We start from the raw sequence: 24,154 nt of genomic DNA on the forward strand, positions 1-24,154 counted from the left end.
GCCCTCTCCGGCGGCCAGCATCTCGCGGTCGACCCGACCGTGCGTGGCTAACTCAGGAGATTGCGTATGCTGCCCCACTGCCGCAGCGAGATTCCGCGCCCCGCGCGCCGGAGTTCCCCGATTCTCCTGAATTAGCCACGTGAATTGGCCACGCGGAGGCCGGAGTTGCACCGCACTGGGGTTGGATCGGTCGCTCACGCGCTGGCCGGGACGCGCGGAAGGCAGGCGACCGGCGGCATCCGGTAGCCTGAACCGGTGAGAATTCTGGTCCTCGGTTCCGGTGCCCGCGAGCACGCCATCGTCCTGGCGCTGCGGCGCGAACACGTGGGGCATGAGCTGTATGCCGCTCCAGGCAACGCCGGCATCGCCCAGGAGACCGAGCTCGTCACCCTCGACCCGGTCGACCCGGCCGCCGTGGCCGACTTTGCGATCCGGAACAACATCGAGCTCGTTGTCATCGGGCCAGAAGCGCCGCTCGTCGCGGGCGTCGCCGACGCTCTCCGCACCCGCGGCATCCCGGTATTCGGTCCTGGCAAGGCCGCCGCCGCACTCGAGGGATCGAAGACCTTCGCCAAGCGCATCATGGACGAGGCGGGCGTGCCAACCGGCCGCGCCGTGCGGTCCGGATCGCTCGCAGAGGTCGAGGCGGCCCTCGACGAGTTCGGCGCCCCATACGTGGTGAAGGCCGACGGTCTCGCCGCCGGCAAGGGCGTTCTCGTCACCGGCGAGCGCGACGCGGCGATCGCCCACGCCACACACTGGCTGCAGCACGGGAGCGTGCTGATCGAGGAATTCCTCGACGGTCAGGAAGTCTCGCTCTTCCTTCTCAGCGACGGCACCACGGTCATCCCCCTCTCCCCAGCCCAGGACTACAAGCGCCTCGGCGACGGCGATACCGGCCCGAACACGGGAGGCATGGGCGCATACTCCCCCCTGCCCTGGCTCGACGAACGCTTCGGCAGCGAGAGCGCGTTCGTCGACGAGGTCATCGAGACGATCGCCCTGCCGACCGTGCGCCGGCTTGCCGACGAAGACACCCCGTTCATCGGGCTGCTCTATTGCGGGCTCATCCTGACGGATACCGGCATCCGGGTGATCGAGTTCAACGCGCGTTTCGGAGACCCGGAGACTCAGGTCGTGCTGCCGAGACTGGTCACCCCACTGTCTGGACTTCTGCTGGCGGCGGCGAATGGAGAACTCGGCGGCGTCGCGCGTCCTCAGTTCTCGCGCGACGCATGCGTCACCGTGGTGTTGGCGAGCGAGAACTACCCGGATGCACCGATCACCGGGCGCCAAATCACCGGCCTGGCTGCCGCCGAGGCGGTGCCCGGCGTCACCATCGCCCATGCCGCGACCGCGCATTCCAACGCAGTACACGCCGGCGCAGTACAGAACGCTGATGAGCTCGTCGCGACCGGCGGCCGGGTACTCAGCGTGGTGGCCACCGGCGCCGACTTCGGCGAGGCGCGCAGCCGCGCCTACGAGGCGTTGGCGCAGATCGGCCTCGAAGGCGGCCAGTTCCGCAGCGACATCGCCGCGCGCGTCGTGGAATCCACCCCGTGAGGTGCCAGCTTTCCCTTGTTGCGGCGGGGGCCAGGACTAGGCAAAGCTGTCCCCTCACGCGTCCTTTGCTGGGATAAGCGAGGAGGCATCGCAAGCCCCTGGCGTAGCGTGCGCCCAGTTGGGAGAGAATAAACCAGTGACCACTGACACCGATCCGATCCCCAGCGACGTCGACACCTCCGCCCCGTCCGTTCTTCCCGGTTGGCGCCATGTCTATGCGGGCAAGGTGCGCGATCTGTATGTGAACGACCAGCATCTGAACGGCACGCCCCGAACGGATGCCGCAGCCGGCCTGGCCACCAGCGACCGGGTTTTGGTCGTGGCCAGCGATCGCGTCAGTGCTTTCGACCAGGTGCTCGAGCCCGGCATTCCCGGCAAGGGTGAGCTGCTCACCACTCTGAGCCTCTGGTGGTTCGACCGGCTGGACACCGTGCCGAACCACCTCGCCGCCGATCACACACCGGCTGGCGGATCGCTCATTCCGGCGGCAGTGGCAGGACGCGCGATGCTGTGCAAGACGCTCGACATGTACCCCGTCGAATGCGTGGTGCGCGGATATCTGACCGGCTCCGGCTGGAAGGAATACCAGCAGAACCAGACGGTGTGCGGCATCCCGCTGCCGGCTGGCCTGCAGAACGGAGACCGGCTGCCTGAACCGATCTACACGCCCGCCTGGAAGGCGCCGATGGGTGAGCACGACGAGAATATCTCGTTCGAGCGCACCGTCGAGTTGGTCGGAGCGGATGCCGCAGGCCACCTCAGGGACCAGTCACTGTCGATCTTCGACACGGCTTCGTCGATCGCGGAACGTGCCGGGGTGATTCTGGCCGACACGAAGTTCGAGTTCGGTGCTGACCGGGTGACGGGCGAATTGACCCTCGCCGACGAGGTGCTCACGAGCGACTCGAGCAGGTACTGGGACTCCGAGGCGTGGGCGACTGGCACCACCCCCGAAGAACGAATGGCGAGCTTCGACAAACAGATCGTGCGCAACTGGCTGGCGGCCAACTGGGACCAGACGGGGGACGCACCGGTGTTGCCCGCCGCGATCGTGGAGCAGACGGCGGCGCGCTACCGCGAGCTGCTCGAGCGGCTCACCTCCGCCTGAGGCTCGGCATCGCGGGGCACCCCGCCGCGGCCGGGCCGGCACCGCACCGAGAATCGCCACTCGCGCCCACAATCGCCGGTGCAACGGCGACACCCGGCGCAAACGGCGACACTCGGCGAAGGAGGGGCGGGCGCGGGACGACTATCGAAGGCGCGTGCACCCACCTCGGGGCTCCTGGCGAACGAACGTTCCTCCGCGCGTGCGCTCTATGTGCCGCCTTCCGGGCATCTGAGGCGACACATGGGGCGCGCGCGTGAGCAGCAGGGCGCAGGCGTCGATCGAACAGGCGGCGGAATATGCCGTGCGCGGCATCCGTTGAACTGAGCATGACCCGAACAGACTTACTGGCTGCCGACACCGGCATGGGCGCGGTGACCCTCCGCGTCGGAAACCTCGACGCCATGATCGCCTACTATCGCGATGCCGTCACGCTCGAGCTGCTCAGCCACGACGGACCGGTCGCCGTGCTCGGCCGCGGCACCACTCCCATCGTGATCCTGCAGCACGCACCAGAGCTGGCGTCGCCGGAACCTCGTGCGGCAGGCCTGTTCCACACCGCCATCGTGTTCGACACCCAGGCGCAGCTCGCCGCGGCCGTCTATTCGGTTGCCACGAAGCATCCGGGCACCTTCACCGGCAGCGCAGACCATCTGGTCAGCCAGGCTTTCTACTTCACCGACCCAGAGAGCAACGGCATCGAGCTGTATTGGGACCGCGACCGCTCTTCGTGGAGCTGGACCCACGGTCAGGTCGAGATGGCGACCCTCTATCTCGACCCGAACACGTTCATCTCCGAGCACATGACGGAGGCGGGAGTGAGCGACCCATCGGCCGGGCACGCGGTCGTCGGCCACGTGCATCTCTCGGTCGGAGACGTGGCGAGCGCCCGCGAGTTCTACGTTGACAGACTCGGCTTCGAGACCACGGCGGCGCTCGGTGACTCCGCCCTGTTCGTCTCTGCGGGCGGCTACCACCACCACATGGCGATGAACACCTGGAACAGCGCGGGCAGCGGCCGGCGCCGTCTCGCGCTCGGACTCGGCCAGGTAGACATCATCGTGCCGACCGGCGACGATCTGGCTGCGCTGAACGAACGGATGTCGCACTACGGTGTGCAGACCCGAAACGACGGGCAAACGGTCGGCTTCGACGACCCGTGGGCGAACGCGATCACGGTGCGCACGGCATCCGTCTCGCCCGCCGTCTGACTCGACCCACCTGAGGCCCCAGCAGCCCAGTCATCCGCGAGTGCGCCTAAATCGTCTGTTCACGACGCGGCAAGCGACGATTCAGGCGCACGCGTGAAGGAAAACGTTGCTCGAGCACCGGAGTCCCTGGCAGGAGACTCAGATCGATCAGGATTGAAGAAGCACGTGATGAACACGCCCGCGTAGCCTGAGATCGATGTCTCGACCAACGCGGCATCACCGACGAGAATCCCGGAAGGAGACCCACAATGGCCAAGTCAGACACGTCCGGAGGGCTGAGCAAGGAGGAGCGCGACGCGGTCAAGCAGCGCGCCAAGGAGGTCCGCGAGCAGGAGAAAGCCGGCAAGAACCGTGAGGCCGGTGAGAAGGCGCTGCTCGAGGCCATCGCCCAGCTGGAGCCGGAAGACAAGGTGCTCGCCGAGGGGCTCCACACAGTCGTCGTCAAGGTCGCGCCCGACCTCGTTCCGAAGACCTACTACGGCATGCCCGGCTTCGCGAACGCCGAGGGCAAGATTGTCGTGTTCATCCAGCCGGCCAAAAAGTTCAAGACGCGCTACGCGACCATCGGATTCGAAGGCACAGCGAACCTGGACGACGGCGACATGTGGCCCGTCGGCTTCGCGATCCACAAGTGGACCCCGGTGGTCGAGCAGAAGATCACTGACCTCGTTCAGAAGGCCGTCGCCTGACCCCTCAGGAGTCGACTGGATCCAGCAAATGATTTTCACACGATGCGGCGAAATGGGCTACGCGACAGGGAGAGGAGGTTAGCCCTTCACGCCACTGCTGGCGATCCCCTGCACAAACACGCGCTGTGCGACCAGGAAGACCAGCACCGTCGGAAGCGAGGCGACCAACGCGCCGGCGATGACCACGTTCTGATACTCGAAGCTCATCGTGTACGACATCAGGCGGTTGATGGTCAGCACAACCGGGTAGAGCGCCTCCGACTTCAGCACGGACAGCGGCCAGATGAAGTTGTTCCAGCCGTAGACGAACATGAACACCGCGAGCGTGACGACGGCGGGCTTCAACATGGGCACCACAAACTGCCAGACGATGCGGAACTCTCCAGCGCCATCCATTCGCGCAGCCTCGATGATCTCGTCCGGCACGTCCATGATGAACTGGCGCATCAGGAAGATGCCGAACGCGTTCGCCAGCCACGGCAGCATCACCCCGAGGTACGAATCGTCGAGTCCCATGGTGCTGACCAGGTAATACAACGGAACCAAGGTCACGATCGGCGGGAGGAACATCGTCGCCACGACCCCGTAGAACAGGGCGTCCCGACCGCGGAACCGATGCTTAGCGAAGACGTAGCCTGCCAGCACGCTGGTCACCAGAACGGATGCGGTGCTGCCGCCGACGATGATCAGGCTGTTCAGCATCGACTGGGCGAACGGCACCTCGGTGAGTGCCGTAACCAGAGGGGCGATGGTCGGTTCCGCGGGGAACCACGTCGGAGGCACGCTGGCGAACTCGGCCGGCGTCTTGAACGCCGAGATCAGCAGCCAGTAGAGCGGGAACAGCGGGATGATGGCGACGATGGCGAGCAGCAGGTAGAGGAAGGCCTTCGTGAGTCGCCCGCGCGGCGGCGTCCTGCGGATCGGTGCCCTGCGCGCTTGTACTGCGACGGCGCCGCTCATTTGTTCCTGCCCTTCATGACGATGCCGAGCACGGCACCGACTACAACTATCGACATGAACAGGGTCACCGCGAGGGCGCTCGATTCGCCGGCCAGCCCATAGGAGAAGGCCGAACGCTGAATCTCGTACGAGACCATGTTGGTCGATCCTGCTGGCCCGCCCTGGGTGAGCAGATAGATCGGGTCGAAGACCTGGATCGAGTTGATGAAGGTCATCAGGAGAACGAACACGAGCGTTTTGTTCAGCATCGGGATCGTGATCGACCAGGTCTGCCTGACGAGACCAGCGCCGTCGATCTTGGCTGCCTCGTACAGGTCTTCCGGGATCTGCGTGAGACCGGCGACCAAGAGGATCACGTAGTAGCCAAGCATCTGCCAGACGTTGAAGATGACCAGTGAGATAAGAGCCCAGGATGGATCACTCAGCCAACCGGGCGGAGTGACTCCGATCGCCTGCAGCATGGTGCTGAGTGGCCCGTAACCCGGCGCGTAGATGTTGCTCCAGATGATGACGATCGCGATCGTCGGGATGACGTAGGTCGAGAACAGGATGACCCGCACCAGTCCCTTGCCCTTGAGTTTGGGAAAGTAGAGAAGCATGGCGATCAGCAGGCCGAGGGGAACGGTGATCACGATGCTCAGCACGACGTAGATCGCGGTGTTCCCCATCGCCTGGATGCGGTTGGAGTCGTCGAAGAGTGTCTCGTAGTTCTCGAGCCCCACCCAGTTCATCTCGGTGATCGGTGTGAACATCGACCACTCGTGGAGGCTGATGACGAAGGTCATGACCATCGGGATCAGCGTGAAGACGCCGATCACGATGAGCGCGGGGCTGAGGAATAACGCGGACCAGCGGCCCTGACCCTTCTGCCGGCTCTTCGGGCGTGGAGCGCGCCGGGGAAGGAGGGCTGCTCCCTCCCCGGCGATCTTGACTGTTGTCACTCGGTTAATCGCTTCTCTCGTACTGTCGAGTGGACGGGGGCCACGTGCTACTTCTGCGCCCGTTCGAGTGCCGAGTCGACCTCGTCTGAGGCCGTCTTCATCGCTCCCGCGGCATCCGTCTGCCCGTTCAGCAATGACTCGATCTGCTTCTGCAGGGCGTCTGCGGCCGCCTGGCCGCCGATGACGGTCGGGAACGGCGTGGCCGTCTCGAGAGCGCTGACGTACGAGGCGAGGAAGGGTGTCTCCAGGGCCGCGGCGTTTACCTCGATGTCGGAGTTCCGGCTCGGCAGGATTCCCATGCTGAGCAGGATGTCTGCCATTGCGGACGAACCAGCTTCGCCCGAGTCCGGGCCGTTCAGCCAGCTCAGGAACTTCCAGGCCGCGTCACGTTTGTCGTCGTCGGCCTTGGCGTTGACGGTAGTCATCCACGAGTAGGAGATCGATGATGATTCCGTTCCGTTCGGACCGACAGGGATCGGCGCGGTTGCGACGTTCTTGTAGTCGTCACCCATCGCGTCCTTGATGGCGCTCTCCCACCAGTTCGCCATGATGATCATCGCCGTCTTGCCGCCGGCGAAATTGTCGAGGTACGGGCCGGTGGTGTTGGCGTTTGCCGTCGACTTCGACGGATCGGTCAGCTTGTCGTCGACGAGTTTCTGATAGAGCTCTGCTGTCTCGAGCGCGGCGTCATCGCCGAGGGCGGATGCGGTGCCATCCTCGTTCAGGAAGGTGCCGCCGTTTGAAGCCAGCAGCGAGAGGAACGGATGGACGGCCCCAGAGCCCCAGCCGGTGATGAAGCCGATGCCCTGCTGCGTGGTTGTTCCTCCCTCCGACTTGGTGAGCTTGGCCGCGTCGTCGAGGAGTTCATCCCAGGTGGCGGGAGGACCGTCGATGCCGGCCTCGGCGAAGAGCGCAGTGTTGTAGTTCAGCTGGTACAGGTCGACCTCATTCGGCACCCCATACACGGTGCCCTCTGAGCTGGCAGCGTCGACGAGGCTCGACGGCCAGTTGTCTGTCACCTCGGTGGCGACGTCGTCCGGGGCGGCATCCGCCAGTCCGTCGCGCACAAGTTCCGGCAGCCAGAGGTCGTAGATGCCGGTGATCGTCGGCCCATCGGCCGATGCACCCTGGGTGCGGAGGGTTGACAGCAGGTTGCCGAACGGAACCGCCTGGACATCGACCGTGACGTCGGGGTTCTCCTTCGTGAACGCCGCCGCCGCGTCTTCGAGCATGGTGACCTGGTCAGGACCCCAATGGGTGAGGAACGTGACGGTGGTGTCGCCGCCCGCCTCGTCGTTCGAGCCTCCGGCGCTACATCCGGTGACGGCAAGCAGGGTCGCGAGGCCGAGGCCCGCCGCCGTGCCGAGTGTCGTTTTCTTCATGATGACCTTCTCTGTGTGTGGGGTGCGTGGTGTGGCGAGGGTGGGGGATTGCGAGCAAGCCCAATCACGGGCCGGCCAGAGCGAACTTCTCTGTTCCCGCGTTCTTGAATGCGCAGGCTCGCTGGTGCCCGACGAGGCATCCCTTCACCTGCATCAGCGCGGAGTAGTAGTCGATGAAACGAAAGCCATAGGTCTCGCCGCGTGCAAAAGCGTGCTCGCTGATTCCGGCGAGCCAGCGGTCGAACGCCTCGTCGGGAATGGGCACGAAGGTGTCCGCTTCGAATCCCTCCATGTCTTCCCAGTTCTCTGCGTGCAGGATCGAAGGCACTGAATGGCGCGCAAGGGGCTCGCCTTCGATGGGGATGGAAGCGAGGAAGGCACCGCGCAGCGCTGCCTTCGCAGCGTTGACGTGATCGCGATGCATGCTCTTGATCCAGTGCGTGATCATCACGTCCGGCTTCGATTCACGGATGATCTGTGCGATCTGTTCTGCAACCGCCTCGTCGTCTGGCAGGAAACCGTCGCTGTAGTCGAGCGCCACGAATTCAGCGCCGATGGCATCCGCGAAGAAACGCCCCTCGTGCAGCTTCTGCTCACGATATTCGGTAGGAGTCAGCAACGGATGCCCGCGCTCGCCCCAGGTGCAGTCAACGATGATGGCTCTGGCTCCCTCGAGCACCATCTTCGCCAGGGTGGGCCCGGCGGTGAGTTCCATGTCACCGATGTGCCCGCCGACGGCGATAACTGTCTTCGTCATAGATTTCGGCCTTTCAAATCGCGGTCGCCGGTGCCAACGGCGCCCGGAGGATGGCGAAGGTGCGGCTGATGCCGAACCCGGTCTTGCGGTAAAGGTGCGACGCCGTTGAGTCCTCGTCAGCCCAGAGGAACCAGGCACTGTGCGCGCCGAGGGCACACATGCGTTCCAACGTGACGTGAAGGAGTGCCTTGCCGAGCCCCGTGCCGCGGCTCTCCGGCAGGACACCGAAGGGTCCGAAGCGCTCGATGACGTTCTCGTATGTCCCGTGCATGGCCCAACCGAGCAGCGTGCCGGCCGGGTCCCTGGCGACGATGATGCGTTCAAGCGGCATTCCGCCGACGACGCAATCGCGGATCGCGCGCGCCCAATCGGAGTTGAACCGGTCGCCGGCCATGGCGATGAGGGGAACCAGTTCGTCTGACGTCGGGCTGTCGAACGCATACCCGTCGGCGCGCAGGTTGTCGACGAGCTGACGGATGTCGGCAGGCATCTGATAACCGATGAGCGAGCGGTCCATGGCGCTCGGCCGCTCGATCGTCTCGAAGCCGAGGGAGGAGAGGAGTGCGCTTGCCGCCGGGTATCGGTCGGTGTCGAGTCCGGGCAACACGTAGTTCGGCGTGTAGCTGGAGAACACCACCTCGCTGCGCCCGAGGCCGGCAAGCCAGTCCATCGCCATGGTCACCAGTCGCCGGCCGACTCCGTTGTTCTGCGCCGGCGGGGTCACAAAGAAGTAGAGAATCCAGCCGGTCTGGGGTTCGAGATCATCGCCGTCGTGGGCGACACGCCGTCGCACCGCGTAAGCAGAACCGACGACCTGGCCGCTCTGTTCTGCGACGAAGAGTCCGGACGCATCGAAGTTGCGATCGAGCAACACCAGGTCGCGAAAGCGCAGCGCCGTCATGCCGTCCTGGGGCGCAGCGTGCGTCCAGGCGGCGGCGATCTTCGCGGCGTCGCCGACCTCGAACGTGCGAAAGTCGACCTCGCCGACGGTCGGGGAGTCGGGCTGTGACACGTGTGTCCCTTTCACTCTGCCGGGCGTGAATTGCGAGACCCCATCGGTTCGCTGGCTAGAACTTACCGGCGTTCGTCCGATGATGTCAAGAATTTTCAAAGACTTCCAGTTTTTGGGAGTTCATTTACGCGATTGTCTTGAAGTGCGCCCAAGGATCGCCGAAATGCGCCGTGCAGACTGCGGGAATCGCGCGGTGCGAGTCTTCAGACGCCGCGAGCGCCGCGAGTGGCGTTCCGTGTGCGCTTGAGCGCTTCGACGGTGTCGTCGAACCGACGCTGGGCTACTCCGGCGAACACGCAGTCGACCACGGCGAGCTGAGCGATCCGGCTCACCATTGCTCCGGCGCGGAATGTCGTCTCGCGCACCTCAGTGAACAGGCTCACCTCGGCCGCCGCTACCAGCGAGGATTCCCTAGCGCTGGTCACCGCGACGGTGAATGCCCCTTCCTCGCGCGCCACCCGCAGGAAGTTCACCGTCTCCTTCGTCTCGCCCATGTGCGAGAAGCCGATGGCGACGGCGTTCGGCGTCAGCAGAGAGGCCCCTGCCCAGGCTTCATGGGCGTCGTTCAGCGCGAAGGCGTTTCGCCCGATTCGAAACAACTTGTGCTGCAGGTCTTCAGCGATGAAATGACTCGCCCCGACCCCGAACAGAATGCTGCGATCCGCGGCGTCCAGGGCATCGACAACGCGCGCAACAGCGCCGAAATCCAGCTTGGCCACGGTCTCCTGGATGGCCAGGATCTCGAGCGAGGAGATCTTCACAGCCATCTCCTGCAGGGAATCCGTCCGAGCGATGTCCGACCCGTAGTTGAGCGATTCCCCGAACTGGGCGAATTCCCTCCCGAGTTCCGTGGCCAGGCTGATCTTCAGTTGCGAGTAGCCAGACATACCGATCGCCTGGCAGAAGCGCACGACGGATGCCTCAGACGTCTGGCAGAGTGTCGCCAGTTCGCTGATGGTATTCCCGAGCACGATCGACGGATTCTCCCTGATCGCATCGGCAATCCGCCTGGTCGACGGTGACAACGTCGAAACGACCGCTTCGATCGTGGACTGGATGCTCATGCAGTTCCTCGCGACTCAGTGATCGCGGCCGGCATGGGCCGCGACAGTTGTACGAGAAGTATGCCGCATGGTGCGCAACCCGGAAAGAATTTTCGAACTCTTTCGATTATCTGTAGTACATTTTCAACTGTGAGCACTGAACCGACTCTCCTCTGCCTCGACCTCGGAAAGACGTCGTGTCGGGCGGTGATCATCCGGGCGAGAGTCGTTCTGGCGTCCTCAGAACTCGACGGGGTTCGAGCGGACGCCGACGGCGGCGCCCTGGCCGTCGACCGATTGATCGCCGCCGTTCGGCTCCTCCCCGCTCACCACGCCCGGGCCGTGCAGGCCTGCGGAGTCGGAGCGGCCGGCGTTCTCACCGACCCGGTTGCCGGCGACACCATCGCAGCAGCCGTCCACGAACGGCTCGGAGTGCCTGTCGCGGTGGCGTCTGACGTCGTGACGGCGCACCTCGGCGCTTTCGACGGCGCACCAGGCACCATCCTGGTAGCCGGCACCGGGGCCGTGGCTGTTCGTATCGATGCAGCGGGCGAAATGCGCCGCGTCGACGGCTGGGGGCCCGACATCGGCGACCTCGGCAGCGGTTCCTGGATCGGCCGAGAGGGCCTGCGCGCCGTGCTCGGCGCGGGATCAGGGCTGCGGCCACCCACCGAGTTGTCAGCCAGACTCGCGTCCCTCACCCTCGGCCGTGACCCAGTTCGCTGGGTGGCGGAGTCCGAGAACTCGGCCAGGCAGCTTGCCCGGTTCGCTCCGCTCGTGCTCGAGGCGGCAGAGCAGGCAGACACGGTCGCCGTCGGCATCGCCGATCAAGCTGCCCGGCTGCTCAGCGCCACTGCGGCGGCCGCAGCAGCCGCAACGCCAGCCGCAACGGCCCGCGACGACTCGGCCAAAACGGCCGACTCAGAAACGGTGGCCGTGCTGGGTGGTCTCTCCCTGCATCCGTGGTTCAACGCGCGATTGAGCGACGCCATCACCTCGGCTGGCCTGACGGCCATCCATCCGCATTCAGACGCACTCTGGGGCGCATCTCTCGCAGCGCTCCGCACCGACCTTCCGCATGAAAGGCACATCCACCGTGCACGATAATCTCCCGTTCGCCGACCAGCAGGCATCCTCCGCGCGCGACGAGCTCCGCGCGGAACTCACCGGGCTGACCACGGAATCCGTCAACACGAATCGACCGGACCTCGACACGCTCGACACCCTCACCTTGGTGCGCGAGATGAACGGTGAGGATGCCCTGGTGCCGACCGCCGTCGGGCGGCAGGCCCCGCAGATCGCAGCCGCGATCGACGGAATCGCCCGGCGCTTCATGCGCGGGGGCCGCCTGTTCTACGTTGGCGCTGGGACCCCTGGTCGCCTCGGCATCCTGGACGCCAGCGAGTGCCCGCCCACCTTCGGCACCGACCCCGGCCTGGTGGTCGGGCTGATCGCCGGCGGGAAGCCGGCCATTCTCACCGCAGTCGAGAACGCCGAAGATGACACGCAGGCTGCGGCAGCAACGCTCACCGAGTTGAACCTCACGGCCGACGACACCGTCGTGGGAATCTCGGCATCCGGTCGCACCCCCTACGTTCTCGGCGGCCTGCGCTTCGCCCGCGAAGTTGGCGCGCTCACCGTCTCGATCGCCTCAAATGACAACTCCGCCATCGCTGCCGTCGCAGACATCGCCATCGACGTCGTCGTTGGCCCAGAATTCGTGAGCGGTTCGACGCGTCTGAAGTCTGGCACCGCCCAGAAGCTGGTGCTCAACATGCTCACCACGATCAGCATGATCAAGCTCGGCAAGACCTACAACGGCGTCATGGTCGACCTGCAGGCCACCAACGAGAAGCTCCAGGTACGCTCCGAACTCACCGTCATGACCGCGACCGGGGTTGACGCCGGGGCCGCGCGCGCAGCCTTGAGTGCGGCCGATGGGTCCGTCAAAACCGCAATATTCATGCTGGCCACCGGGCAAGGCCGCGAGCAGGCCGTCGCCGAGCTGGCGCGAGCGAATGGGCTGCTGAGGGTGGCGATTTCCGGCTCGCAAGCCGACGCGAGCTAGAGTCAGGCTGGCAGAGACAACGGGACCCACCATGATTCGCCACACTCACACGATTCAGCAGTCACACAAGATTCACCAGACTCACACCGATCGCCAGCCGCCGACGCCGACGGCATCCGTTCGCTCGATCGATCGCCTTGCGAAGGCTCACGATGCGTCTCACTACTACCTGGTGCCGGCATCCGTTGTGACGCCGAATACGGCAACGGATGTCCAGGCCCTGTTCCGTGACGCGCACGCAGGCGCCGGGTCGCTCACGTTCCGATCCGGCGGCACGAGCCTCAGCGGCCAGGGTGTCACCGACGGCATACTCGCAGACACCCGTTCGTCGTTCCGGCGGATCGAGGTGCTGGAGAACGGTTCCCTGGTGAGGGCGCAGCCCGGTGCCACGGTGCGGCAGGTCAACGTCGCACTGGCCAGGTACGGCCGTAAGCTTGGCCCCGATCCTGCGAGCGAGATCGCGTGCACAATCGGCGGCGTGATCGCCAACAACTCCAGCGGCATGGCCTGCGGCATCGACCAGAACAGCTACCGCACCCTGGGGTCGCTCATCGTTGTTCTCCCGAGCGGCACGACGATCAACACCGTGGCGCCGGATGCCGATCGCTCACTCCGCGAACTCGAGCCGGAGCTGTATGCCGGGCTCCTGCGGCTGCGTGACCGGGTGCGCGGCAACTCCGCGTCGGTCGCGACCATCCGCAGGCTCTTCGCGATGAAGAACACCATGGGCTATGGCGTCAATTCGTTTCTCGACTTCGACTCGCCCATCGACATCCTGACCCATCTTTTGGTCGGCAGCGAGGGCACACTCGGTTTCATCGCCGAGGCCACCTTCCGCACCGTGCCGACGCTGCCCCAGGCGTCGACGGCGCTGGCGATCTTCCCCACTCTCGCGGCCGCCACGGCGGCACTTCCCGACCTCGTCGCATCCGCTCCGGCGACCATTGAGCTCATGGACTCCGTTTCGCTGCGGGTTGCCAAGACCCTGACAGAGCGCACGGCCGAGCTTGATGCCCTCACCGTCGACGGTCATGCCGCCCTGCTCATCGAGCACCAGGCCGACTCCGCCGACGTGCTTGCAGAACGGGTGGCGAACAGCGCCGCGATCCTGGGCCGCCGGGGCGTGTCGACGTCGGCCGAATTCTCGACCGATGTCGGCATCCGTCAGCGTCTCTGGTCCATTCGCAAAGGGCTGTACACCTCAGTGGCCGGTGCCAGACCGTCTGGCACGACGGCGCTGCTCGAAGACATCGCCGTTCCCGTCGACGCGCTGCTCGACACCTGCACAGAGCTGACCGGCCTGTTCGACCGGTACCGCTACGAGGAGAGCGTGATCTTCGGGCACGCCAAAGACGGCAACGTGCACTTCATGCTGAACGAACGTTTCGACGACCCGGCCAGCCTCGACCGGTACCGCGCGTTCACCGAAGACATGGTCGAACTGGTCCTGGGCCGTGGCGGCTCGCTCAAGGCCGAGCACGGCACCGGACGCATCATGGCCGCGTTCGTCGAGCGACAGTACGGTACCGAGCTGTATCAGGTGATGCGCGAGGTCAAACGCCTGTTCGACCCCGCCGGCATCCTGAACCCGGGCTCGGTACTTTCCGACGAGGCCGACGCGTACCTGCGCGACCTCAAAATCACCCCAACGGTCGAGGAAGAAGTCGACCGCTGTGTCGAGTGCGGGTACTGCGAGCCGGCCTGCCCCTCGAAAGACCTGACGCTCACTCCACGCGGCCGCATTGCCATCCGGCGCGAGATGGCGAACGCCGAGGCTGTGGGCGACACCGATCTTCTGAACGAGTTGCGCCGGGACTACGACTACGAGGGCCTCGCCACCTGCGCCGTCGACGGAATGTGCCAGACCGCGTGTCCCGTCACCATCAACACGGGCGACCTGGTGCGGCGGCTTCGGGCAGAGAACTCCTCGGCGCTCGAGGGGCGCGGCTGGAAGACCGCTGCCGGGCACTGGCGCACCGTGACCCGCGTCGGCGCGGTGGCACTGAACGTGGCGGATGCCGTGCCCACTGCCCTCGTGCGCGGTGCGACCCAGCTGGGGCGGGCGCTTCTCGGCGAAGACACCGTTCCGCTCTACAGCGACGATCTCCCCGCCGGTGGGCGCCCCCGAAAGCCTCTGGCGGCAGCAGACCCGGTAGCGGTGTATCTCCCGTCATGCATCGGTACCATGTTCGCGCCGGAACAGGCCGGCAACGACGACGCTGGTCGTGAAGGGCTCGGCGCCATGGATGCCCTGCTGGCGCTCTGCGAACGCGCCGGCGTGCAGGTGCGAATACCGGAGGGTGTCGGATCGATGTGCTGCGGTACCCCGTGGAAGTCGAAGGGCCACCTCGCGGGCTACGACCGGATGCGCGAGATCGTGCTCCCCGCGCTGCTCGCGGCCAGTGACGGCGGGCGCCTCCCGGTGATCTGCGACGCCACCTCCTGCACAGAAGGGCTCGAGACCCTGCGCGCGAGTGCCATGTCGGAGGGCGGGAAATTCGCCGAGCTGCGCTTCATCGACTCGATCGACTTCGCGCGCGACACCCTCCTGGGTCATCTCGACGTCTCAGTGTCACTCGGCTCCCTAACGCTGCATCCGACCTGCTCGTCGACACAGTTAGGCGTCAATGACGCGCTGGGAGAGATCGCTGGGCGCATCGCCGGCACCGTGCACACCCCGGAGAACTGGGGATGCTGCGGGTTCGCAGGAGACCGCGGCATGCTGCACCCCGAACTGACCGCTTCGGCAACCGCCGCTGAGGCCGCCGAGGTGCGGGCGGGCGACTTCGACGCCCACGCCTCGACCAATCGCACCTGTGAGATCGGCATGAGCCGGGCGACCGGAGCCAATTACCGCCACGTGCTCGAACTGCTCGAGGAAGCGACCCGACCCACGCCGTAGAGTGCCTCTTGCAGGGTGGCGTCGCTGGCCAGTTCTTGATGTTTTGACGCCGGGGCGGCGGTGGCAGCGAGAATTACGCCCGGCTGCGTGCCGCGCGCCGGGAGGCACCGCGCGCCGTCGGTCGCGCGGGCAGCTTGGGTCGATCATGACCTGGCGCGCGCAACCCGTCGATGATGACCGCCAGCTGCCGACGCCACTGCCCGGCATTGCCGCTGTCGCTCCTGCCGAGCGACCCGACCATGGAGACCAGCACTCCGATGTCGATCCCGTCGACGTCCCCCCTGAGGTCGCCGTCTTTCCGCGCCTGGGCGATCAGCGGCGCGATGAACTCTTTGAGCTGTTCCGCCGGGTGATATGCGGGGTCGATCTTCTCCATCCGCTGCATGATCGGCGGAATCGACGGGTCGGCCACCAGCCACTCGGAGGCCCGCTCCAGGAAGACGACGATGCCCTCCCACGCGCTCGGCGCAGAGGCGATCTCCTCCTGCACGTGCTGCAGCTGCTCGATGGCCAGGCCGAAGAGGGTGCGCACCAGGTCGTCGCGGGTCGCGAAGTTGCGGTACAGCGTTGCCACGCCGACCTCCGCCCGCCTGGCGATCTCTTCCAGCGACGCATCCACGCCGTTCTGGGCAATGAGCGCTCGCGCCTCGTTGATCAACCGATCGCGATTCGCCCTGGCATCGCGGCGGCGTGAGGGCGACCCCTCGGGCGAGGGGCGAGCAGACGAGGTCATGGGCTTGATTCTAAGGCCGAATCCTGCGAGCGGTAGTGGGCAACTTGCGCCGGACCTCCCCGCCGTCTTGCACAGCGGACCGATTGCCCTGAGAATGCGTAGAGCGGAACCGGTGCATCGCGGCCACAAGCCAGCACGGGTTCGGAAACGGAGTCCACATGCCGGTCGAAAACAACACGCGCGCCTTCGACCCGGAGATCGTCACCGATTTTCGGGAACGGATGAGCTACGGGTCGTACCTCGAGCTGGAAACCCTGCTCAGCGCCCAGAAGCCGGTCAGCGTGCCGGAGCACCACGACGAACTGCTGTTCATCATCCAGCACCAGACCACAGAGCTGTGGTTGAAACTGGTGCTGCATGAACTCCGCACCGCGACCGAATTCCTCCGCACCGACCAGCTCGCCCCGGCGCTGAAGGCCATCGCCAGGGTCAAGCACATCCAGCGCACCCTCACCGAGCAATGGTCTGTGCTGGCCACGCTCACGCCGACAGAGTATGCCGAGTTCCGCGGGTTCCTGGCCAATGCATCCGGATTCCAGTCGTTCCAGTACCGCGCCGTCGAATTCGCGCTCGGCAACAAGAATCGTCGCATGCTGCGTGTCTTCGAGAGCGACCCGGTCGCGCACGCCCTCCTCACCGAAGTGCTCGAAGCACCCAGCATCTACGACGAGTTCCTACGCTACCTGCACCGCGCCGGCTTCGACATTCCGGTCGATGTGCTGAACCGCGATGTGACGGATGCCTGGGTGCTGCACCCGGAACTGGTGCAGACATTCCGCACGATCTACGAGAACGCGACAGAACATTGGGCCGCCTACGAGGCCTGCGAAGAGCTCGTCGACCTCGAAGACAACTTTCAGCTGTGGCGATTCCGCCACCTGAAGACCGTGCAACGCATCATCGGCATGAAGCCGGGTACCGGTGGGTCAAGCGGCGCTGCATTCCTGCAGAAGGCGCTCGAGCTCACCTTCTTCCCCGAGCTTTTCGCGGTGCGCACGGAGATCGGGCAATGACTCAGACGACGTTCCCGGGGTTCCTCGACGCCCACGTCCATCTCGCGCTGATCGACCCGGCCGTGCTTCCTGCGGGCGGTGTCGCACGTGTGCTCGACCTCGGCGGCTGGCAGCCCGGCGCACCAGCTGAGGCTGCGGAGCTCGAGATCGCGTACGCGAACCAGTTCCTCGCCGCACCGGGCGGCTACCCCGGTCGGCAGGCATGGGCGCCGTCGGGCAGCGTTCGTGAGGTGACGACGGTGACGGATGCCGCAGCAGCCGTCGGAGAACAGCTCGCGTCAGGCGCATCCGTCATCAAAGTCACCCTGAATTCAGACGCCGGTCCGGTTTTCGCCACCGATGTGCTGCGTGCGATCGTTGCCGGCGCGCATGAGAACGGTGTGCCCGTCGTCGCACACGCCGAGGGTGTCGGACAGGCCGTTCGGGCGTTCAGCGCCGGGGTCGACATGCTCGCGCACACGCCGTTCAGCGAGCGCCTCGTCGATGAACTCGTCGACGCCATGGCCGGGCGGATGACGTGGATCAGCACCCTCGACATTCACGGCTGGGGCGAGCCCACAGACGACTTCACCCGTGCCAGCGACAATCTGCGTCGATTTCATGCGTTCGGCGGACGCGTGCTCTACGGAACGGATCTCGGCAACGGGCCTCTTCCCGTCGGCCTCAATCGGCGAGAGATCGATGCTCTCCTCGGCGCAGGAATGGCGCCGGATGAGGTTATCGGCGCGCTCACCGCCGCGCTGCCGGGCGGCGCCCTCGCGAGGACTGCGGGCGGCGCTGGGCGGCATCCGTTGAAGCGGGTTACGGTTGTACCCGGCGAGCGCCCGACCGACCGCGAAGGGTTCGCCGATTGGCTGTGCGAAGCGCGCGCCGTCACCGCCGACGACCTCGAGGACACGGATTGACGCACCTGCAGGGCACAGACGGCGGCCAGAGTCCCCAGCTCGCGTTCGCCAGGCGCATGGACCGGATCGATGGTCTGGCACACTACCGGGCGCGGTTTTTCGGCATGCACAGCGTCGGACTGGACGACGCGAGCGGGGGCGCCTCCGGTGCGAACCCGGTCGCCTACCTCGACGGCAATTCGCTCGGCCGCCCGACGCTCGCCAGCGTGCAGCGCATCACCGAGTTTCTCACCGGCGCCTGGGGCACCCGCCTCATCCGTGGCTGGGACGAGGAGTGGATGGAGCTGCCGCTCCGCATCGGCGACGATCTCGGGCGTGCCGCACTCGGTGCGGCATCGGGCCAGGTCTGGGTCGGCGACTCGACGACCGTGATGCTCTACAAGCTGGCGCGAGCCGCGGTCGATTCCCGCAGCGACCGCACCGAGATCGTGCTCGACACCGATAACTTCCCGACCGACCGCTACGTACTCGAGGGCATCGCCGCGGAGCGCGGGCTCACTCTCCGCTGGATCCGCCCAGATCACTCGGGCGGCGTCACCACAGAGCAGGTTCAGGATGCCGTCGGCCCACAGACGGCGCTCGTGCTGCTCAGTCACGTGGCGTATCGCTCCGGGTTCCTGGCCGATGTGCGCGGGATCACCCGCGTCGCGCACGACGCTGGAGCGTTGGTGCTCTGGGACCTCTGCCACTCCGCAGGTTCCGTGCCGATCGAGCTCGACCTGTGGGGCGTCGACCTCGCCGTCGGCTGCACCTATAAGTATCTGAACGGCGGCCCAGGCTCGCCCGCGTTCGGCTATGTGCGCAGCGACCTGCAGGAGGTTCTCGCCCAGCCGATCCAGGGGTGGATGGGAACACAGGACATCTTCGAAATGGGGCCGGGGTATCGGCCGGCCGCCGGCATCCGTCGCTTCATGAGTGGAACGCCGGCCATCGTCGGCATGCTCGCCATGCAGGACACCATCGCCATGATCGCCGAAGCCGGCATAGAAGAGGTGAGGGCCAAGTCGGTCGGGCTGACTGAATTCGCGATCTCGCTCGTCGACGAGTGGCTGGCTCCGATGGGGGTGACCGTCGCGTCACCTCGCGAGCAGACGCATCGCGGCGGGCACGTGACCATCGATCACCCCGACATGCGGCAGGTGACCGCGACGCTCTGGGCGCACGAAGTCATCCCAGACTTCCGCGCGCCGGATGGGCTGCGCATCGGTCTGTCGCCGCTGTCGACGAGCTATGTCGAGACCTACGAGGGCGTTGCGGCGATTCGCGATGTGCTGCGCGGCATCCTGCTCGGCCGGAGTGGGCTGCTCGAGCCGTGAGGTGCCAACTTCTCCTCGTGCGACACCTCGTGCGGAGCCGGCGGCACGAGGAGTTGGCACCTCACCCGCGAACGGTAGAATCGACGCATCCACCCACGAGCCGCCCTGGAGTGAATTGTGCCAACCATCGTTGTTGAAGTGATGCCGAAGGCCGAGCTGCTCGACCCGCAGGGCAAGGCCGTCGCAGGCGCCCTCGGTCGACTCGGCAAAGACAAGTTCACCGGTGTGCGCATCGGCAAGCGCTTCGAGATCACGGTCGATGGGCCGGCGGATGACGCGGTGCTGGCCGAGGTACAGGAACTCGCGGAGTCGATGTTCTCCAATTCCGTCATCGAAGACGTGATCAGCGTGCACTACGCCGGCGTCGACGGTTTCGGGGCAAGTGCAGCGGCCGACTTCGCCGTCGGCAACGTCACCGAGGACACCGACGTGACAGGCACCGACGTGGCGACGCCGCCGGCCGGGGAGACGCACTGATGCGCATCGGTGTTGTCACCTTCCCCGGTTCGCTTGACGACCGCGACGCGCAGCGCGCCATTCGTATCGCCGGGGCAGAACCGGTCGCACTCTGGCATGGCGACCACGACCTGCACGGTGTCGACGCACTCGTTCTTCCCGGCGGGTTCAGCTACGGCGACTACCTGCGCTGCGGTGCGATCGCCAGCCTCTCACCGATCATGACCGAGGTCATCGACGCGGCGAACAAGGGGATGCCGGTGCTCGGCATCTGCAACGGATTCCAGATGCTGGCAGAAGCCCATCTCGTTGACGGCGGGCTGATCCGCAATGACAGCGGCACGTTCATTTGTCGCGACCAGCGGTTGCGGGTGGAGAGCACGTCGACCGCGTGGACCGGCGGATTTTCCACCGGTCAGGAGATCACCATTCCGCTGAAGAACGGCGAGGGCGGCTTCATCGCATCCGCCGAGACGCTGGCCCGGCTTGAGGGTGAGGGCCAGGTGGTGTTCCGCTACCTGGACGTCAACCCGAACGGCTCGCTGAACGACATCGCGGGGGTCTCGAATGCTCGCGGCAACGTGGTCGGCCTGATGCCGCACCCCGAGCACGCGGTCGAGCCTGGCTTCGGTCCTGATACCCCCGCTGCCATGCGCTCCGGCATCGATGGGCTGACGTTCTTCGCGTCCGTCATCGAGCGCTCCCTCGTCGGCGCGTAGGTCCGTAGCCGCCCGCACCCCCTCGGTAGCCGCCCAGAGTCGCACTTCGCGCCGAGAATCGCCGCTCCTCCAGCGATGCGGGGAGGAAACGGCGACAAACCTTCAGTTCTGGTTCAAACTTTCGGACCATGCGTCGCCCAGCCGAGCCTGACACGATGGAGGAGTCCCCCAGCCGGCCTGCCCGGCTACCGCCATGTCTGGAGTGTTGCCCCCGTGTCTCCCCGCTTGTTCTACCGAACCGTCGCCATCGCTGAAGCGGTGACCTGGACCCTCCTCATCACGGGGATGCTGCTCAAGTACGTCGGCAACGCCGGTAGCCTGCCGGTGCTGATCGGTGGGTCCATCCACGGTTTTGTGTTCATCACCTATGCGATGACGGCGGTGTTGGTCGGTGTGAACCAGCGCTGGAGCGTCAAACTCATCGTGTTCGCCGTGATCACCGCGATCGTGCCGTACGCGACGATCCCCTTCGACATCTGGCTCGACCGCAATCGTCAGCTCGAGGGGGTCTGGCGCAAGACCGCCACGGATGACCCGCGCGATCACACCTGGGTGTCGCGACTGCTCCGCTGGTTCCTGAACCACCCCGCGATCCTGATCACCCTGTTCGTCGTCGGCATCGTTGTGATCATGACGGTGCTGCTGATCGTCGGCCCTCCCGGCGGCTGGAAGTAGCGCCGCTCCTCGCCCGTGCCAACGACCTCGGTGAGCGACCTCGGTGGCGTGACTCCTGCAATCCGCCGGACTCCGGCACATGCGGCCGCGTAATTCCGGGTGACCATGTGCTCCTGCCGCACGTGTGCAGGAGTCATGCATGCCGAAGCGTTGCGGGCATGGCGGGAGTGTCGGCCAACCGGCCGAAGTAGACTGAAACGACCCCCGGCATCCGTTTCTTCAAGGAGCATTTCCCTGTGACCGACACCGCTGCATCCCCCAGTGTTTCCACGAGCGCTGTCTCGACGAGTGCAGGTCGCGGCGTCGCCGACACCGTGACCAATGCGATCGCCACTCCGGAGAAAGAACAGCCCTACGGCGCGCTCGGGCTCAAGGACGACGAGTACGCGAGCATCCGCGAGATTCTCGGACGGCGCCCGACCAGCGGCGAACTCGCCATGTACTCGGTGATGTGGAGCGAGCACTGCTCGTACAAGAGCTCGAAGAACTACCTGCGCCAGTTCGGCCAGAAGGTCACTCCAGCCATGAAGAAGAACCTCATGGTCGGCATGGGCGAGAACGCCGGCGTGCTCGACGTCGGCGAGGGCTGGGCCGTGACGTTCAAGATCGAGTCGCACAACCACCCGTCGTACATCGAGCCGTTCCAGGGCGCTGCGACCGGCGTCGGCGGCATCGTGCGCGACATCATCTCCATGGGCGCCAGACCGGTCGCCGTGATGGACGCACTCCGCTTCGGCGCCATCGATGACCCCGACACCGCCCGGGTCGTGCACGGCGTCGTCTCCGGCATCTCGTTCTACGGCAACTGCCTCGGCCTGCCGAACATCGGCGGAGAGACCGTATTCGACTCCGTCTACCAGGCCAACCCGCTCGTCAACGCGCTCTCTGTCGGCGTGCTCCGCCACGAAGACCTGCACCTGGCCAACGCCACCGGCGCCGGCAACAAGGTCGTGCTCTTCGGCGCGCGCACCGGCGGAGACGGCATCGGCGGGGCATCCATTCTCGCCTCTGACACCTTCTCAGAAGGCGGCCCGACGAAACGCCCGGCCGTGCAGGTCGGCGACCCGTTCGCCGAGAAGGTGCTCATCGAGTGCTGCCTCGAGCTGTACCGCGAGAAGCTCGTCGAGGGCATCCAGGACCTGGGCGCCGCCGGCATCTCCTGCGCGACCAGCGAGCTGGCCTCGAACGGCGACGGCGGAATGTTCATCGAGCTCGAGAAGGTGCTGCTGCGCGACCCGTCGCTCACCGCCGAAGAGATCCTGATGTCGGAGAGCCAGGAACGGATGATGGCGGTCGTCGCGCCGGAGAAGCTCGAGGGCTTCCTCGCGGTCACCGCCAAATGGGACGTCGAGACCAGCGTGCTCGGCGAGGTCACAGACACCGGCCGACTCATCATCGACTGGCACGGCGAGGAGATCGTCAACGTCGACCCGCGCACCGTCGCGGTCGACGGGCCCGTCTACGACCGACCCGTCACCTACCCGACCTGGATCGACGCGCTGCAGGCCGACTCGGCATCCGCATTGCCTCGGCCGACGGATGCCGACACGCTGCGCTTGCAATTTCTGACACTTCTCGGCTCGCCGAACCTGGCAGACCCGAGCTGGATCACCGATCAGTACGACCGCTACGTGATGGGCAACACCGCCCTGTCGACTCCAGACGACGGCGGGATGATCCGCGTCGACGAGGAGTCAGGGCTCGGCTTCGCTATCGCGACGGACGCCAACGGCCGCTACTGCCAGCTCGACCCGTACCGCGGTGCACAGCTGGCCCTCGCCGAGGCGTACCGCAATGTCGCCGCAACCGGCGCCGTGCCCGCCGGCGTCAGCGACTGCCTGAACTTCGGCTCGCCCGAGAATCCAGAGGTCATGTGGCAGTTCGGCCAGACCGTCGAAGGGCTGTCAGACGGATGCCTCGAGCTTGAGATCCCGGTCACCGGCGGCAACGTCTCGTTCTATAACCAGACCGGCGATGTGCCGATCCACCCGACGCCGGTCATCGCCGTGCTCGGCGTGATCGACAACGTCGCCAAGCGCGTGCCGAGCGGCTGGCAGGACGACGGCCACAACATCTACCTGCTCGGCATCACCCGCGAGGAGCTCGACGGTTCCGCCTGGGCCGGCGTCATCCACGACCACCTCGGCGGGCGTCCGCCGTCGGTCGACCTCGGTCGCGAGAAGGCACTGGCCGGGTTGCTGCACGCCGCGTCGCAGGAAGCACTGATCGACAGCGCGCACGACCTCAGCGAGGGCGGCCTGGCGCAGGCGCTTGCCGAAGCGGTACTGCGGTTCGGCGTCGGAGCCCGGGTGTGGCTCGGCGACATCGTCGAGCGTGACGGCATCGACACATCCGTCGCCCTGTTCTCCGAGTCGACCGGTCGCGTGATCGTGACCGTGCCACGCGAGGACGACGTGAAGTTCCGCGGGCTCTGCGAGGGGCGCGACTACCCGGTGCTGCGCATCGGCGTGACGGATGCGACGGCGCCCGGCATCGAGGTGCAGGACCAGTTCACGGTTACACTCGATGAACTGGCGGCCCGGCACCGTTCGACGCTACCCGCCGCCTTCGCCAACTGACGCCGCCGCGACTTACTTCACGCGTGCGCCCGTTGTGCCGCCTCACGCTGACGGAGGGCGGCACAACGGGCGCACGGGCGAGACCGGGCAGCCGGGGCTGTGGATAACTTCCGCGTGGTGGCGGT

General features: G+C 66.0%; 20 protein-coding genes and 1 pseudogene. 14 read left to right on the plus strand and 7 right to left on the minus strand.

The features are described 5' to 3' along the window. The first annotated feature begins 255 nt into the window (after window positions 1–255). From purD to K323_RS0101545, 4 genes are all read left to right on the plus strand, one after another. On the plus strand, window positions 256–1,563 hold the full coding sequence (gene purD, locus K323_RS0101530; RefSeq protein WP_022883527.1) for a phosphoribosylamine--glycine ligase: 1,308 nt from the start codon (window positions 256–258) through the stop codon (window positions 1,561–1,563). A gap of 136 nt (window positions 1,564–1,699) precedes the next feature. Continuing rightward, complete coding sequence (locus K323_RS0101535; protein WP_022883528.1) at window positions 1,700–2,671, plus strand: phosphoribosylaminoimidazolesuccinocarboxamide synthase; 972 nt, start codon at window positions 1,700–1,702, stop codon at window positions 2,669–2,671. 326 nt (window positions 2,672–2,997) lie between these two features. After that, complete coding sequence (locus K323_RS0101540) at window positions 2,998–3,879, plus strand: VOC family protein (RefSeq protein WP_245570887.1); 882 nt, start codon at window positions 2,998–3,000, stop codon at window positions 3,877–3,879. A gap of 248 nt (window positions 3,880–4,127) precedes the next feature. Further along, on the plus strand, window positions 4,128–4,568 hold the full coding sequence (locus K323_RS0101545) for an iron chaperone (protein ID WP_022883530.1): 441 nt from the start codon (window positions 4,128–4,130) through the stop codon (window positions 4,566–4,568). Between the two features lie 78 nt (window positions 4,569–4,646). On the opposite strand, the gene K323_RS0101550 is transcribed toward K323_RS0101545, so the two are convergent. The 6 genes from K323_RS0101550 to K323_RS0101575 form a co-directional block, all read right to left on the minus strand. After that, window positions 4,647–5,528: a carbohydrate ABC transporter permease gene (locus K323_RS0101550; RefSeq protein WP_022883531.1), complete on the minus strand. Its 882-nt coding sequence runs from the start codon at window positions 5,526–5,528 to the stop codon at window positions 4,647–4,649. After that, on the minus strand, window positions 5,525–6,469 hold the full coding sequence (locus tag K323_RS23655) for a carbohydrate ABC transporter permease (RefSeq protein WP_022883532.1): 945 nt from the start codon (window positions 6,467–6,469) through the stop codon (window positions 5,525–5,527). The genes K323_RS0101550 and K323_RS23655 overlap by 4 nt, the downstream gene beginning before the upstream one ends. A gap of 47 nt (window positions 6,470–6,516) precedes the next feature. Further along, entirely contained in the window at window positions 6,517–7,851 is a 1,335-nt protein-coding gene (locus K323_RS23660) for an extracellular solute-binding protein (protein ID WP_022883533.1), read from the minus strand. Between the two features lie 64 nt (window positions 7,852–7,915). Further along, complete coding sequence (locus tag K323_RS0101565; RefSeq protein ID WP_022883534.1) at window positions 7,916–8,608, minus strand: PIG-L deacetylase family protein; 693 nt, start codon at window positions 8,606–8,608, stop codon at window positions 7,916–7,918. A gap of 13 nt (window positions 8,609–8,621) precedes the next feature. Further along, window positions 8,622–9,620 (minus strand): GNAT family N-acetyltransferase, encoded by a 999-nt coding sequence (locus K323_RS0101570; protein WP_022883535.1) that lies wholly within the window; start codon window positions 9,618–9,620, stop codon window positions 8,622–8,624. A 203-nt stretch (window positions 9,621–9,823) separates the two neighbouring features. Further along, entirely contained in the window at window positions 9,824–10,684 is an 861-nt protein-coding gene (locus tag K323_RS0101575) for a MurR/RpiR family transcriptional regulator (protein ID WP_022883536.1), read from the minus strand. A gap of 129 nt (window positions 10,685–10,813) precedes the next feature. Here K323_RS0101575 and K323_RS0101580 point away from each other — a divergent pair, with 129 nt between their 5' ends. The 3 genes from K323_RS0101580 to K323_RS23665 are packed head-to-tail and all read left to right on the plus strand — an operon-like array spanning window position 10,814 to window position 15,633. Next, entirely contained in the window at window positions 10,814–11,770 is a 957-nt protein-coding gene (locus tag K323_RS0101580) for an N-acetylglucosamine kinase (protein WP_022883537.1), read from the plus strand. Beyond that, window positions 11,760–12,731, plus strand: a complete 972-nt coding sequence (gene murQ, locus K323_RS0101585; protein WP_022883538.1) for an N-acetylmuramic acid 6-phosphate etherase — start codon at window positions 11,760–11,762, stop codon at window positions 12,729–12,731. The genes K323_RS0101580 and murQ overlap by 11 nt, the downstream gene beginning before the upstream one ends. Before the next feature lie 31 nt (window positions 12,732–12,762). Beyond that, window positions 12,763–15,633, plus strand: a complete 2,871-nt coding sequence (locus K323_RS23665; RefSeq protein WP_022883539.1) for an FAD-binding and (Fe-S)-binding domain-containing protein — start codon at window positions 12,763–12,765, stop codon at window positions 15,631–15,633. A 73-nt stretch (window positions 15,634–15,706) separates the two neighbouring features. On the opposite strand, the gene K323_RS0101595 is transcribed toward K323_RS23665, so the two are convergent. Beyond that, window positions 15,707–16,366: a TetR/AcrR family transcriptional regulator gene (locus K323_RS0101595; RefSeq protein ID WP_084696965.1), complete on the minus strand. Its 660-nt coding sequence runs from the start codon at window positions 16,364–16,366 to the stop codon at window positions 15,707–15,709. A 158-nt stretch (window positions 16,367–16,524) separates the two neighbouring features. On the opposite strand from K323_RS0101595, the gene kynA reads away from it, so the two are divergent. The 7 genes and pseudogenes from kynA (at window position 16,525) to purL (ending at window position 24,029) form a co-directional block, all read left to right on the plus strand. Next, a complete protein-coding gene (gene kynA / locus K323_RS0101600) occupies window positions 16,525–17,379 on the plus strand; it encodes a tryptophan 2,3-dioxygenase (RefSeq protein ID WP_022883541.1) in 855 nt (284 codons plus the stop codon). Continuing rightward, window positions 17,376–18,284 carry an amidohydrolase family protein gene (locus K323_RS23670; protein ID WP_022883542.1) on the plus strand — a complete coding sequence of 303 codons (909 nt, stop codon included), beginning with the start codon at window positions 17,376–17,378 and terminating at the stop codon, window positions 18,282–18,284. The genes kynA and K323_RS23670 overlap by 4 nt, the downstream gene beginning before the upstream one ends. A gap of 56 nt (window positions 18,285–18,340) precedes the next feature. Next, window positions 18,341–19,600: a kynureninase gene (locus tag K323_RS23675; protein ID WP_084696987.1), complete on the plus strand. Its 1,260-nt coding sequence runs from the start codon at window positions 18,341–18,343 to the stop codon at window positions 19,598–19,600. Window positions 19,601–19,717: 117 nt separating this feature from the next. Next, a pseudogene (gene purS / locus K323_RS23680) lies at window positions 19,718–19,957 on the plus strand (phosphoribosylformylglycinamidine synthase subunit PurS); the annotation flags it as partial. A gap of 119 nt (window positions 19,958–20,076) precedes the next feature. Further along, entirely contained in the window at window positions 20,077–20,775 is a 699-nt protein-coding gene (gene purQ, locus K323_RS0101620; protein WP_022883545.1) for a phosphoribosylformylglycinamidine synthase subunit PurQ, read from the plus strand. Window positions 20,776–20,988: 213 nt separating this feature from the next. Further along, complete coding sequence (locus K323_RS0101625) at window positions 20,989–21,450, plus strand: DUF3817 domain-containing protein (RefSeq protein ID WP_022883546.1); 462 nt, start codon at window positions 20,989–20,991, stop codon at window positions 21,448–21,450. A gap of 314 nt (window positions 21,451–21,764) precedes the next feature. Further along, entirely contained in the window at window positions 21,765–24,029 is a 2,265-nt protein-coding gene (gene purL / locus K323_RS0101630) for a phosphoribosylformylglycinamidine synthase subunit PurL (RefSeq protein WP_245570899.1), read from the plus strand. Window positions 24,030–24,154: the final 125 nt, after the last annotated feature.

It is taken from the genome of Glaciibacter superstes DSM 21135 (assembly GCF_000421145.1).
Lineage (GTDB): Bacteria > Actinomycetota > Actinomycetes > Actinomycetales > Microbacteriaceae > Cryobacterium > Cryobacterium superstes.